The organism is Salipiger thiooxidans (assembly GCF_900102075.1).
Classification (GTDB): Bacteria; Pseudomonadota; Alphaproteobacteria; order Rhodobacterales; family Rhodobacteraceae; genus Salipiger; species Salipiger thiooxidans.
The window spans coordinates 118,297-130,872 of sequence record NZ_FNAV01000002.1; the positions used below are offsets into that span (position 1 = coordinate 118,297).

11 protein-coding genes are annotated in these 12,576 nt (G+C 67.6%); 7 read left to right on the top strand and 4 right to left on the bottom strand.

The window, feature by feature from the left end:
• Positions 1–241 precede the first annotated feature (241 nt).
• The 3 genes from BLQ77_RS02850 to BLQ77_RS02860 all read left to right on the top strand — a co-directional run bounded on the left by BLQ77_RS02850 (position 242) and on the right by BLQ77_RS02860 (position 2,510).
• Complete coding sequence (locus BLQ77_RS02850) at positions 242–916, top strand: adenosylcobinamide amidohydrolase (protein ID WP_089955146.1); 675 nt, start codon at positions 242–244, stop codon at positions 914–916.
• A gap of 142 nt (positions 917–1,058) precedes the next feature.
• On the top strand, positions 1,059–1,769 hold the full coding sequence (locus tag BLQ77_RS02855; protein ID WP_089955150.1) for a DUF1194 domain-containing protein: 711 nt from the start codon (positions 1,059–1,061) through the stop codon (positions 1,767–1,769).
• Between the two features lie 45 nt (positions 1,770–1,814).
• A complete protein-coding gene (locus tag BLQ77_RS02860) occupies positions 1,815–2,510 on the top strand; it encodes a hypothetical protein (RefSeq protein ID WP_008885550.1) in 696 nt (231 codons plus the stop codon).
• A 25-nt stretch (positions 2,511–2,535) separates the two neighbouring features.
• Here the strand turns inward: BLQ77_RS02860 and BLQ77_RS02865 are convergent, their stop codons facing one another.
• Together BLQ77_RS02865 and BLQ77_RS02870 are read right to left on the bottom strand one after the other, a co-directional pair.
• Positions 2,536–2,943, bottom strand: a complete 408-nt coding sequence (locus BLQ77_RS02865) for a c-type cytochrome (RefSeq protein ID WP_089955153.1) — start codon at positions 2,941–2,943, stop codon at positions 2,536–2,538.
• Between the two features lie 92 nt (positions 2,944–3,035).
• On the bottom strand, positions 3,036–4,469 hold the full coding sequence (locus BLQ77_RS02870; RefSeq protein WP_089955156.1) for a bromoperoxidase: 1,434 nt from the start codon (positions 4,467–4,469) through the stop codon (positions 3,036–3,038).
• A 377-nt stretch (positions 4,470–4,846) separates the two neighbouring features.
• Between BLQ77_RS02870 and BLQ77_RS02875 the strand changes: the two genes are divergently transcribed.
• Positions 4,847–6,904 carry a S8/S53 family peptidase gene (locus tag BLQ77_RS02875; RefSeq protein WP_089955160.1) on the top strand — a complete coding sequence of 686 codons (2,058 nt, stop codon included), beginning with the start codon at positions 4,847–4,849 and terminating at the stop codon, positions 6,902–6,904.
• 118 nt (positions 6,905–7,022) lie between these two features.
• Here BLQ77_RS02875 and BLQ77_RS02880 read toward each other — a convergent pair whose 3' ends face one another.
• Positions 7,023–8,105: a phosphatase PAP2 family protein gene (locus BLQ77_RS02880; RefSeq protein WP_089955164.1), complete on the bottom strand. Its 1,083-nt coding sequence runs from the start codon at positions 8,103–8,105 to the stop codon at positions 7,023–7,025.
• A 195-nt stretch (positions 8,106–8,300) separates the two neighbouring features.
• Here BLQ77_RS02880 and BLQ77_RS02885 point away from each other — a divergent pair, with 195 nt between their 5' ends.
• Positions 8,301–9,902, top strand: a complete 1,602-nt coding sequence (locus tag BLQ77_RS02885; RefSeq protein WP_008885508.1) for an AfsR/SARP family transcriptional regulator — start codon at positions 8,301–8,303, stop codon at positions 9,900–9,902.
• A gap of 33 nt (positions 9,903–9,935) precedes the next feature.
• On the opposite strand, the gene BLQ77_RS02890 is transcribed toward BLQ77_RS02885, so the two are convergent.
• Entirely contained in the window at positions 9,936–10,433 is a 498-nt protein-coding gene (locus BLQ77_RS02890) for a MarR family winged helix-turn-helix transcriptional regulator (RefSeq protein WP_008884378.1), read from the bottom strand.
• Positions 10,434–10,703: 270 nt separating this feature from the next.
• Between BLQ77_RS02890 and ectA the strand changes: the two genes are divergently transcribed.
• Both ectA and ectB read left to right on the top strand, forming a co-directional pair.
• Complete coding sequence (ectA, locus tag BLQ77_RS02895) at positions 10,704–11,240, top strand: diaminobutyrate acetyltransferase (RefSeq protein ID WP_008883608.1); 537 nt, start codon at positions 10,704–10,706, stop codon at positions 11,238–11,240.
• 59 nt (positions 11,241–11,299) lie between these two features.
• On the top strand, positions 11,300–12,574 hold the full coding sequence (gene ectB, locus BLQ77_RS02900) for a diaminobutyrate--2-oxoglutarate transaminase (protein ID WP_089955167.1): 1,275 nt from the start codon (positions 11,300–11,302) through the stop codon (positions 12,572–12,574).
• The last annotated feature ends 2 nt before the right edge of the window (positions 12,575–12,576 follow it).

The following is a 12,576-nucleotide window of genomic DNA, read 5'->3' on the forward strand; positions in this document are numbered from 1 at the left end:
GGGTCAGCCGCGCCATCGCCCGTGGGGCGGGCCGGCGATGGCGCGGCGGCCTTCGGCCTTGTTCCGCGCCGGGGCACCGAACAGGGGTCGGATCCCCGATGCCGGCATGCGGTCTCGCCAACAGCCCGGGACAAGCGCCCGGAAGCCCGACACGGCCGCCGCCACAACAGCGCGCCCGCAAGCCTCTTGCCTCGCCGCCCCACAGCGGGTTCAACAGGGCGACACCAGACGCGGCGGCACGATGCTTCACCTCTCCCCTCCCTGGCTCGATTTCGATCTCGGCGCCGAGATGCCCGTGCTGAGCTTCGCGCCGCACCGGGGCGACTTCGCCCGCGCCCGCCGGATCCTCTGGCGCGAGGTGCGCAACGAGGACCTGGCCGAGGATTTCGACGCCCTGCGCTGGCTCGGAACCGAGCTCGCAGGGCGCGACGCCACGGACGCGGTCTGCTTCCTGACCTCGCGCCGGCTCGCGGCGCACCGGGTGGCGGAGGCTGTCGAGGGCGGCGTCGGCGCCACCGCCGTGGTCACCGCCGGTCTCTCGAACGCAGAGCGTATCGGCTCGCGGCTGCCGCAGACCTGGCTCGAGCCCGCGCCGCAGGACTACGGCACCATCAACATCGCCGTCCGGCTGTCCTGCCCGCTCGCGCCCACCGCGCTGATCGAGGCCATCACGCTTGCCGCCGAGGCCCGCACCGCCGCGGTGCTCGACGCCGATGTCACCCTGCCCGGGGGCAAGGCCACCGGCACGGGCACTGATTGCATCGCCGTCGCGGCCCCCGGGGGCGACACCCCTTTCGCGGGCAAGCACACGGCAGCGGGCCATGCGCTCGGGCGGGCGGTCTACGAGGCCACCCTGCAGGCGGTCACCGAGTGGGCCGACGAGGCGCGCCACTGGGGCACGGCTGCCCCCCGCTAGGCCCACAGGCGAACACCCCCAGGTGAAGCGGCAGGCGAAGGCCTCGCCCAAATCTCACATCTGCGTCAGCGCCCCCACGCGGCGCTTCGCGAATGGCGCCCGGCCCGGCTAGCCTTTAAAGGCGACCACGATGGAGCCCCGGATGCGCCGCCTCAGTCTTTGCCTCGCCGCCACATTGCTCGCCCTGCCCGCCGCCGCGCAGGACACCGACCTCGAGCTGGTGCTGCTGGCCGATGCCTCGGGCTCGATCACCGCCTCGGAGCTGATGTTCCAGCGCGAGGGCTACGCGCAGGCGATGACCGACCCCGAGGTGCTGTCGGTGATCGGCAACACCGCCTATGGCGAGATCGCCGTGACCTACGTGGAATGGGCGGCAAACCAGGGCCAGGTGGTGAAGTGGATGCGCATCCGCGGCCCCGAGGACGCCGCGGAATTCGCCGAGCAGCTGCTGACCACGCCGCGCATGGCGTTCGGGCGCAACGCCATCGGCGCGGCGCTGCTGCAGGGCGCGCATCTGATCGAGAGCAACGACATCGACGGCTGGCGCCGGGTCATCGACTTCTCCGGCGACAGCGCCGGCAACTGGTCCGGCCCGCCCATCGAAGAGGCCCGCGACGCGGTGGTCGCCAAGGGCATCACCATCAACGGCCTGCCGATCCTGCGCCCCGACGACCCGGGCCGGGCGCAGGGCGGGCTCGAGCGCATCTACGAAGAGCGCATCATCGGCGGGCTCGGCGCCTTCGTGGTCACCGCGGGCGACCGCGACAGCTTTGCCGAGGCAGTGAAGCGCAAGCTGATCCTCGAGATCTCGCAATCGGGCATGGTGGAAAAGCGCCATGCCGCCGCCCCCTGACCGAGGCCCCTTGCGCCGCCGCGCGACTCCTGTCCCTATCCCGCCATGCGCACCCTTGTCCTCGCCCCGCTTCTCGTCCTCTGCCTGATCGTCTCCGCCTGCGGCCGCCCGCTGTCGGAGAACGAGACCGCCTTCCTGCAGGCAATGCAGGGCGACCAGCTCGACACCCGCCGGGTGCGGTTCCACGACGGGCTCTGGGCGGGCTCAATCACCTACCAGCGCCCGATCCGGCCGCGGCTGACCTGCATGGAGCGGGTCTGGCCACCGTCGCAGGGCGAGACGGTGACCGTGTCGCCGGGCGCGATGACGATCTTCAACCGGGTGTTCTACCGCGACGACCTCTACCGCGAGGATTTCGTGCCGGACTACCCGCAGCGCGTCGACCTGCTGGACGCGATGCTGCTGGCGCACGAGATGGTGCATGTCTGGCAATGGCAGCACCGCGACCGCACCGGCTACACCCCGCTCAAGGCGGCGCTGGAGCATGGCGTGTCCGAGGATCCCTATCTCTTCGAGCCCGACAAGCCCGGGCGCTTCCTCGACCACGGCTACGAGCAGCAGGGCGCAATCGTCGAGGAATACGTCTGCTGCCACATGCTCGACCCCGACGCGCCGCGCACCTCGCGCCTGCGCGAGATGATCTCCGCCGAGCTGCCGGTCGACGGGCTCGAGCGCGCGCTCGACAACCCCGAGGTGATGGTGCCCTGGTCGGGGATCCAGCAGAAGAACATCTGCCGCTAGGCACCCTGCCCGTTCGCGGGCCGGCTCATTCCTGCCGCTGGATCTCGAGCAGGTAGGCCACGAGATCGACCACCGGCTCCGAGGTCAGGATCGGCTGGCCGGCGGGGGTCTTGATGGGCCGGTCGAAAGTGCCCTCGAAGTAGTCGCCGTAGACCGGCATGGGCGAGCCGTGGCTCACCAGCGGGTCACGCCCGTCGATCCGCTTCACCACCCGCTCGAGCGGGAAGACCCCGGCATTGGCGGCGGTGAGTTCGGTGAGGTTCACCGGCTTGACGATGAGCACACCCGCCATCGGGCCATCGCCGCGGCCTTCGAGCCCGTGGCAGGTGGCGCAATGGGTGTGAAAGAGGGACCGGCCGATATCGGCGTCCTGTGCCTCAGCACCCGTGGCGGCCAGCGCCGCGACGAGGGCAAGGCGGATCAAGCTTCGCATGGCATCCTCCCCTGCTAGCTGGCCGATTGTCGCACCGGCCGCAGGGGAGCGCCTTGATCCGGGTCAACCGGGACGCGCGGCGCGCGCGCCGGTCAGACCACCGCGAGATGGGCGCCGGAGCGCATCCGCTCCATCGGCCAGGGCGCGAGGCGCCCGTCGCGCTGGAAGGTGGCGTGGCCGCCATGCAGACCACGGGGATGCACCGAGAGCGAGACCGCGCGGCCATCGAAATCGGTGAAGCCCAGCGACAGGCTGCGACCCTGAGCCTCGAGCCGCCTGCGCAGAACCTGGCAGGCCAGTGCCTCGCCGAGGCGGAGATCCTGGTGGTTCTCGGCCTGGAAGTAGCCGCCCGCCACCGAGCGCGCCAGCGCCACGTCCGCCGCCAGCCGGTCGGCCTCGGCACAGATGTCCACGCCGCACCTGTCGGCGCCGACCATCCGCAGCCGCGCGTGGCGGCGCGAGTCGAAGAGCGCCTTGAGCAGGGTCGAGAGAGCGCCCGCGATCATTGCCTGGGCGACGTAGTCCGCCCGGTGCTGGGGCACCGACCAGCGCATCGCCGGCAGCAGCAACGTCTGGCCGTCAAGGCCGTCGCGGCCGTGCACCCGGTTGTAACGGTCGATCCAGTGCAGCAGGTTCGGCGCCTTGTGCGACAGTTCCTCGGCGGCGGCGCGCAGCGTGCCGTTTTCCTGCGCCGGCATCTCGTCGGTCCTGAGCAGCGAGGTGATCCGCGCCGCGAAGACCCCCGGACGGCTGAGACGGTCGGCCCGGCCCTGCATCCGCATCGCCGAGGAGAACGCGAGGTCGGCGGCCTCGGCCATCATCGACAGGATGCCCTGCGGCGCCAGCGGCGCCTCGCCGGCCAGCGGCCGCAGCCCGGTGTCGAACTCGGCCCCGCGCGCCAGCAGCCGCAGCACCGCGTTGAAATAGGTGCGGCACGGGTGGCTCTTATGGATGCGCTCGACCAGCGCCCGTGGCGTGTCGACGCCCGGCGGCGCCATCTCGGGCTCGTCCGGGAGGGTCAGCGAGGCGCCGGAGCAGCGCTCGATCCAGTCGAGCCAGCGCGACATCGGCGCGGTGGCATCGGGCACCTCGCTGGGTTCGAGGTCGGTCCGCGCATCGGGATCGGCGCGGTGGAAGGCCGACAGCCGCATCTCTGTGCCATGCCGGGCCACCACCCCGCGGAAGAGCGTGCGCAAGGTCAGCTGACCATCGCCGTTGAGCCGAAGGCCCCGGCGATGGTCAGCTTCCCCGCAGACGGTCCGGGAGCAGAGGACCGTCTCGATCGGCCCGGGGACAGGGAGGGCCTGATCGTCAAACCAGCTCAAACTGCGCAGCTCGCAGAGCAGTTCGTGCAAGGTGAAGCGCGTGGTGCCATCGATCCAGACGGTGCAGTGCGGATTCTGCATGAGTTCGAAAGGCAGGTCCCGCACCAGCGAGAGAGCGTAGAGTTCGGCCAGTTCGGCGGCCAGTTCGGCGGGGCCCATGTGCGGCGCGGCGGGAAGCTGCAGATTCGGAGCAGCCGGCATCCCGGGCTGGCGTCCGCCATCAATCAAGCGGAGGCAGGGCATATCAAAATCGGTCCGAGCGGACATGCTATCGTCCCTTGTCGTGGACGCCGCGGAAAGTGAGCGCCCCTGTTATGAATTTTTCTGGCACCTGGTAAGTTCGGCGCCTTGTTAACTAACGTAACGGCAATCTGACGCTTCACCGTGAATGCAGCGTTATCAGGGCGCAAAATCCCCGTGAGTTTAGCGCGAATTTGGTAAGAAAGATCAAATCTCTCAGGAAAACCATGCGTGAATATTGCGCAAAACCCGTGTTTACCGATTCCGGCTCGCTTGACCAGCCCTCAACCGTCGGTTTTCCTTACACCATAGTTTAAGCCTTTCACGGAGAGCCAGCCATGACGCTGACATGGGCAGACGCCGAACCGAACGCCCCTCGCGATCCCTACGTGCAGTTCTCCTGGATGCTGCGGCAGCGTCACGAGCCGCCCCTGGGCACGCACATCTACCAGCCGATCTTCGTGCGCCTGCACGGCGGCGACCCGCTGGCCGAGCGGCGCGAACTGCTGAAGGAGGTGCTCGATCCGCTCTCGCCCCTGCTGATGGATCCGTTCGAGCTCGAGCTGCTGGCGGCGCGCTGCGGTCCGGTCGATCCCGACGCCGGAATGCCCGACGAATACGCGCTCTACTGGAAGCTCGACACGCCCGAGGACCACTACGTCGCGCTCTTCAATCTTCAGGACACCGGCACACCGGTGGCGCTCGATCCCACCGGGCTCAACACCGAGATGCCCGAGACGTCGCCGAGGCCGGACGAGATCCCCCCAGAGGCGGCGGCCCCCGGCCCCGTCCGCCCCATCGTGGCGATCATCGACGACGGCATCGGCTTCCTCAACGCCCGCTTCCGCCGGGAGGACAGGACGCGCTTTCACGCGATCTGGCTGCAATCGCTTGAACGCCGTGGCAGGACGCCCCGCAGCGTCATCCTCGGCGAGGTGCTGACCCGAGACGAGATCGACGACCAGATGCTCTCGCAGGGCAGCGCCCTGAGCGAGATCACCGTCTACAATGCGCTCAACGCGAAGCTCTCGCTCTATGACGGCTTCCGCTCGACCGATCACGGCAGCACCCACGGCACCCATGTGCTCGACCTCGCCGCCGGGGCCGATCCCGCCGACGGCGCGGACGAGGTCCGCGACTGGCCGCTGATCGGGGTGCAGCTGCCGCCCCAGGCCATCGCCGACACCTCGGGCACCAAGATGGAAAGCTACCTGATCCAGGCGGTGCGCTGGGTGCTGCGGCAGGCCCATGTCATCGACCCCACGGCGCCGGTCATCGTGAACCTGTCGCTGGGGATGCTGGCAGGTCCCAAGGACGGCACCCGCTTTGCCGACTACCAGATCACCCGCGAGGCCGAGGCCTGGGAGCGGGTGAAGAACCAGCCGGTGCGCATCGTCTGGTCCTTCGGCAACGACTACCGCAAGCGGCTGGTGGCGCGGCTCGACTACGAGCGCCGGGGCAGGCAGAGCATCGACTGGATCGTGCAGACCGGCGACCAGACCGAGACCTACATGGAGGTCCGCCCGATCCCGGGCCAGAGCCTAAAGGACGTGTCGCTTTCGCTCGAGACGCCCGCCGGGCCCGCCTCGGGCTTCGGACCGGTGCCGCCGGGCTGCTCGCGCGATCTCAAGCTCGATGGCAAGACCGTCGGGCGGATCTACCACGTGCCCGAGCGCCATCTCGACCCCGAGACGTTGCAGCGGCCCTATTATCTGCTGGCGCTCTCGCCCACCGCCTCGGCCTTCAACGAGCCGCTGGCGCCTGCGGGCACTTGGAAGCTGGTGTGCCGCTACAAGGGCAAGGGACCACTCAGCCTGATCCTGCAGATCCAGCGCGACGACAGCCTCATCGGCTACCGTCCGAAGGCACGGCAGAGCTACTTCGACAACGACAAGGCCTATGGCTGGAGCGAGGAATACCTCGACCACCGCAAGCTCCTGCCCGATTGCGTGATCCGGCACGAGGGCACGTTCAACGCTCTGGCGTCGTCCACGGCGCGGCAGGTGTTCCACACCGGCGCCGCACAGTTGGCGCGCGAGATGGGGCTGATCGTGCCCTCGGTCTACACCGGCGAGGGCGCGGAGTGGGCGGTCCCCGGCCCCTCCGCCGCAACCATTGCCGACCGCTCGCGCATCCATCCCGGCGTCAAGGGTGCGGGCACCTTCAGCAGCAGCACCCGCTTCCGCAACGGCACCAGCGCCGCGGCGGGACGGTTGACCCGGGCGCTGGGGCTCTCGGCGGCGCGGCTCGAGGCCAACGCCACCACGCCCAAGAGCTATGATTTCGACCCGGACAAGCTGACCATCTGGCCGGTGCCGGCACCGCTGCGGTCGCGCCTCGGCGACGAGGTCATCCAGCCCTTCGTCATGGAAGACGCCGGTTCGCTCAAGGTCTGACGCGGACACGGCAGGCCAGGGAAAGACAGGCAACACAAAAGAGGCCGGGGCGACGCCGCCCCGGCCCTTCACTCGTCAACATGGCGCGGAACGCTCCGCACCCACCCTTTAAACACCCTCAGCCCTCGAGCTTGGCTGTGTCCCACATGTCCTGAAGCCAGTCGGGCACGCCCTTGGGGTTGATCGCCAGCGGCTTCTGCTTGATCGTCCCCCCCGGCTGCATCTCGGCCGAAAGCAGCGACAGGTTGAAGTCGCCCTTGTACCTGTTGCCGAAGTAGGTCCGGGCCGTGGTTTCCTTCTTGCCCTCCATCAGGTTCACCAGCGCCTCGACCATGGTCACGCCCAGCACCGCGCCCGCCATGCTGTCGGTCGGGTAGTGCACGCCCGCGACGGTGCGGTTGATGGCGATGCGCTCGGACTGGCGGTAAAGCGGCACCTGCGCCGCGATCAGCGCGTCGGGATCGAACTTCGGAGCGTTCTTCCCGTTCGGGTCGCGCACCAGCCAGTTGAGCAGCGTGGCACCCGCAAAGCTCTCGGTCGCGTGGCCGCTGGGCCAGGCCGGGTGACCCGGGGTCTGGATGATCGGCTGCACCTGGTAGGACAGCGTGATCGGACGCGGCACGTCGAAGCCCAGCTTCACCGGCATCTCGACCCGGGTGCAGAGCCGGAACACCGCCTGCAGAAGCGCAATGGTCCATTTGGTGGCGCCCGGGCTCAGGTAGCTGACGCTCGAGAAGAAGGTGGCGATGTCGCCGGTCTCGACGAGGATCTCGTTGAGACGGTCATAGCGCAGATCTGCGGCAGAGCGCAGGAACGGGAACTGGTCTTCCTCGATGATCTTGAGCGTCGGCGCGTACATGGTGACCAGCGGCTCGTCCTGAAAATACACCGTGCCCTTGGTGTTGGCCTTCCTGCTGTTCTTGAAATCGACGCGGAAGAGCCCCTGGATCGTCTGATCGATGACCGCCTGCCGCGGCACCGTCGCCAGCGACTTGACCGTGTCCCAGGCCGAGCGGCCGACGACCCGGCTGGTGCGGTCCGGGTAGCCATCCCAGTACCCCAGCGTGCCATCCCGCGTGCTGCCAAGGGCGGAACTTACCGCTCCGGCGCTGCTTCCGGAGCCACTCGCAGAGCCTTCGTGTCCCTCATGACCCTCGTGGCCTTCGTGGCCCTCATGACCTTCGTGACCGTAAATCGGCATCTTGTTCCCCCCCAAGGGATCTAATCTGCACTCAAAATGAGGTTTCCCCCGACAAACTCGCAAAAATCCGCCGACCCCGTCAAAAGCTTATCGCGCGGACCGGGAAATATTCACGGACAATTCACGCCAGTTGCCGTCGCGGGGAGCCAATGTTACCGTTGCGTCACAACGTAGCCTCCTGCGCGGGGACACCGAATGCGCGACTGCGCTCCTCTGATCCGGATTTCCGTGCTCGGCCCGCTGCGCGTGCAGTCGGCCGAAGGGCTACAGGTGACTCCGAAAGGCGCGAAGAACCAGGCGCTGCTGGCGCTGCTCGCGCTCAGCCCCGAGATGGCCCGCCCCCGGCGCTGGCTCGAGGACAAGCTCTGGAGCACCTTCGGCCCCGAACAGGCCAGCGCCAACCTGCGGCAGGCGCTGAGCAAGCTGCGCACGGCACTGGGCGAGGACGCCGACGCGCTGATGGCCGACCGCAGCTCGGTGTCTCTCGACGTGTCGCGGGTGACGGTGGACCTGCACGACGACGGATTGCCGCTCGATCTCCGGACCGAGCTGCTCGAGGGGCTGGACGCGCGCGACCCCGAATTCGAGGAATGGCTCCGGATGGAGCGCGCCGACCTGCAGGCCCGGCTGTCGAAGGCGACGCCGAAAGAGGCCAAGGGCATCCTCATCAACTGCCGTGCCTCCGCGCCCGACGGCGGCGCCGGCGTCATCATGGCCGACGTGCTCGCCAACCAGATCGGCGAGAACATCGCCGAGCAGATCCGCGCCTGGCGGCAGGCCAACGACCCGGACTGCCCCGCCGACCTGCCGGTCAGCGACCTGTCGCTGTCCTGCGACATCATGAAGACCAGCGACGGCCACACCGTCTTCGTCAAGGGCATGCACCTGCCGACCGGGCGGATCCTGCATTCCAAGCTGCAGACCATCCGCCATCTCGAGGACATCCTGAACCCGGACGAGGCGATGTCGCGGCTGGTGTTCGAGGCCGCCGACGTGATCATCGGCAAGCTGCCGCAGGTGCTCGACAGCAGCCGGCCCGAAAGCCGCGCCACCGCGCTCTCGCGTCTCAGCATGTACCGGATGTTCAGCTTCGAGCGAAACGCCTTGCGCGAGGCCTACTCGCTGCTCAGGCAGGCGCATGAGCTCGACGGCAACGGCATCTACCTCGCGTGGTCGAGCATGGTGCGGATGATCCAGCTGATGGAGCTGCTCGAGGACGACCGCGAGGCGCTGCGCGAGGAAGCCATCGCGCTGAACTACCGCGCCATGGAGGAAAGCGAGGGCAACGCGCTGGTGCAGGCGTTGATCTCGAAGGTGCGCGGCACCGCGCAGCGCGACGCAGCCGGAGCCTTTGAGCTGGCCGAAACCGCGGTCACCCGCAACCCGGCGTCCGCCTTTGCGTGGAAATCGCTGGCCGAGGCCAACATGATGAAAGGCGACGTGAGCGCCGCCTTCGACGCCTCGGCCCGGGCCCGGGCCATCGCCCGCAGCTCGCCGTTCAAGCAATGGTGGGACATGGGGCACTGCATCATCGCCATCGCCGGCGGCCGCCCGCAGGAGGCCATCGAGGCAGGCGAGGCCGCCGCCCGCGCGGCGCCGCTCTCGCGACCGGCGCACCGGCACCTGCTCGCGCTTTACGCGCTCGAGAACCAGCTCGACAAGGCGCAGGCCACCGCCGTGAAGCTGGCCAAGATCGAGCCCGGCTTCACCATCGACCGCATCGTCAACGACGAGAACTACCCGGTGCGCACGCTGCGCAACAAGGGGCTGCTCGAGCCGATCCGCGCACTGCTCTGAGCTGCGCGCGAGGGCCGCTCAGGCCGGGATTTTTCAGGCCGGGCGTTTCTCGGGCTTGTCGGCGTGGATGGCGCCGGTGGTCAACACCGGCGAGGCGTCGAGGTCGCGGGCGTCTAGCATGGCCGCGACCCGCTCCAGCGACGACAGAAGCTGCGCCTGCTCCCAGTCCTCGAGCCGCTCGAACTCGCGCACGAAGCGCTGTTGCAGCGCATCGGGAGCGCGGTGCAGGGTCTCTCCCCCGCGCTCGCTCAAGACGACGTTGACCTGACGGCGATCCAGGCTGGACTGGGCCCTGTGCACAAGCCCGTCCTTCACCAGCTTGTCGACAAGCCCGGTAATCGTCGCCTGCGTCACCCCCATCTGGGTGGCCAGCGCCTTGGGCGTCGCCGTGCCGCCACGCGCATGAACGATCTGCATGACGCGCAGCTTGGCCGGCGTCACCCCGGCTGCATTGGCCAGGTCACGTTCATAGAGCTCGGTGGCTCGCAATATGCGCCGCAGGGCGATCAAGCTGTCATCCGTTCGATCCATCGGACCAACGCCTCATACGTTCAGGGGTGAAGGGCCTTTGTTTGCATGGAACGGGAAATACTTCAACTGACTAAGCATCTCCCGCGATTTCTTCGTTTCCCTAAGGATAATGCTTTGCAGAATGTTTTCAAGAACGAGAAAATACTGGCTATATTACAGCCTATTAACATAAGATCAGCGAGAAAGTGTCGAAAAATACTTTGGCTGTTGAAACTTTACCCTGCTTTGACTAGTTTACCAACCAAAGGAACCGAAAGGGAACGAGACCCGATGCCGAAAGACAGCTTCACGACCCGGAAGGAATCGCTCCTTCTCCGCAAGCCCGAGGCCACCGATGGCGCCGCCATCTGGGAACTGGTGCGCGCGTGCAAGCCGCTCGACGAGAACTCCATGTACTGCAACATCGTGCAGGCCGAGCACTTCCGCGACACCTGCGTGGTGGCGGAACTCGACGGAGATGTCGTCGGCTGGATCTCGGGTCACCTGATCCCCAACAAGGACGCCTTCTTCGTGTGGCAGGTGGCGGTGAGCCCCAAGGCCCGCGGCCTTGGCCTTGGCAAGAAGATGCTCTCGCATCTGGCCAACCGTGACGAATGCGCGGACGCCGATCACCTCAAGACCACCATCACCGAGGACAACGATGCGTCCTGGGGCCTGTTCCGCAGCTTTGCCCGCGACATCGGCGGCGAGCTCACGGACGAACCCCACTACGAGAAGGAAGTCCACTTTGACGGGCAGCACGACACCGAGCACATGGTGACGATCAGCCTGCCCCGCGACGAGGCCGAGGTGCTGCGCGCCGCCTGAGGCGCGCCACCACCCCCTCTTCGCCGACACCCCGACATCAGAAGACGAAAGGACGTCTCATGACACGCGACATCTACACGCGCCGCGAAAGCGAAGCGCGCTCCTACTGCCGCAGCTTCCCGACCAGCTTCGTGAAGGCCAGCGGCTCGATCCTCACCGACGCAGAGGGCCGCGAGTACATCGACTTTCTCGCCGGCTGCTCGTCGCTGAACTACGGCCACAACGACCCCGACATGAAGGCCGCGCTGATCGAGCACATCAGTGCCGACGGCGTGACCCACGGGCTCGACATGCACACCGACCAGAAGGAAGCCTTCCTGACCGCCTTCGAGGACATCATCCTCGCGCCGCGCGGCATGGACCACAAGGTGATGATGGTCGGCCCGACCGGCACCAACGCCGTCGAGGCCGCCATGAAGCTCGCCCGCAAGGTGACGGGCCGCCACAACATCGTGGCCTTCACCAACGGCTTCCACGGCATGACCATGGGCGCGCTCGCCGCGACCGGCAATTCCGGCAAGCGCGGCGGCGGTGCGATGCCCCTGCAGGGCGTCACCCACCTGCCCTATGACGGTGCCTTCGGCGAAGACACCGACACGCTGAAGCAGATCGAGTGGATGCTCGACAACCCGTCCTCGGGCCTCGACGCCCCCGCCGCCTTCATCGTGGAGCCGGTTCAGGGCGAAGGCGGTCTGAACGCCGCGTCGAAGGAATGGATGCAAGGCATTGCCAGGCTCGCCAAGAAGCACGGCGCGCTGCTTATCGCCGACGACATCCAGGCGGGCATCGGCCGCACCGGCACGTTCTTCTCGTTCGAGGAGTTCGGTATCGAACCGGACCTCATCCCGCTGGCGAAATCGCTGTCAGGCATGGGCCTGCCGTTCGCCGCCCTGCTGGTGAAGCCGGAGCTCGATATCTGGAAGCCGGCCGAGCACAACGGCACCTTCCGCGGCAACACCCACGCCTTCGTCACCGCCCGCGTGGCGCTGGAGAAATTCTGGAAGGACGATGCCTTCCAGGAGGAGCTCAAGAAGAAGGCCCGCATCGTCGAGATCGGCCTCACCTCGATTGCCGACATGGTCGATGGCGCCCGCCTCAAGGGGCGCGGTCTCATGCGCGGCGTCGACGTGGGCTCGGGCGAGCTTGCCTCCGAGATCTGTGCCGAGGCGTTCAAGCGAGGGCTCATCATCGAGACATCGGGCGCGCATGACGAGGTGGTCAAGGTCCTCGCACCGCTGACCACCACGGACGAGCAGTTCGCGAAGGGCTTCGAGATCCTGCGCGACGCCACCCGTGCCGCCCTCACCGAAACAAGCAAGATTGCAGCGGAGTAAAT

What these genes read in the sequence shown, in the direction of transcription:
- BLQ77_RS02885 (WP_008885508.1), top strand. Translation starts at nt 8,301, where the DNA reads ATGCGCGACTGCGCTCCTCTGATCCGGATTTCCGTGCTCGGCCCGCTG.
- ectB (WP_089955167.1), top strand. Translation starts at nt 11,300, where the DNA reads ATGACACGCGACATCTACACGCGCCGCGAAAGCGAAGCGCGCTCCTAC.
- BLQ77_RS02865 (WP_089955153.1), bottom strand. Translation starts at nt 2,943, where the DNA reads ATGCGAAGCTTGATCCGCCTTGCCCTCGTCGCGGCGCTGGCCGCCACG.
- BLQ77_RS02850 (WP_089955146.1), top strand. Translation starts at nt 242, where the DNA reads ATGCTTCACCTCTCCCCTCCCTGGCTCGATTTCGATCTCGGCGCCGAG.
- BLQ77_RS02870 (WP_089955156.1), bottom strand. Translation starts at nt 4,469, where the DNA reads ATGCCGGCTGCTCCGAATCTGCAGCTTCCCGCCGCGCCGCACATGGGC.
- BLQ77_RS02875 (WP_089955160.1), top strand. Translation starts at nt 4,847, where the DNA reads ATGACGCTGACATGGGCAGACGCCGAACCGAACGCCCCTCGCGATCCC.
- BLQ77_RS02860 (WP_008885550.1), top strand. Translation starts at nt 1,815, where the DNA reads ATGCGCACCCTTGTCCTCGCCCCGCTTCTCGTCCTCTGCCTGATCGTC.
- BLQ77_RS02890 (WP_008884378.1), bottom strand. Translation starts at nt 10,433, where the DNA reads ATGGATCGAACGGATGACAGCTTGATCGCCCTGCGGCGCATATTGCGA.
- ectA (WP_008883608.1), top strand. Translation starts at nt 10,704, where the DNA reads ATGCCGAAAGACAGCTTCACGACCCGGAAGGAATCGCTCCTTCTCCGC.
- BLQ77_RS02855 (WP_089955150.1), top strand. Translation starts at nt 1,059, where the DNA reads ATGCGCCGCCTCAGTCTTTGCCTCGCCGCCACATTGCTCGCCCTGCCC.
- BLQ77_RS02880 (WP_089955164.1), bottom strand. Translation starts at nt 8,105, where the DNA reads ATGCCGATTTACGGTCACGAAGGTCATGAGGGCCACGAAGGCCACGAG.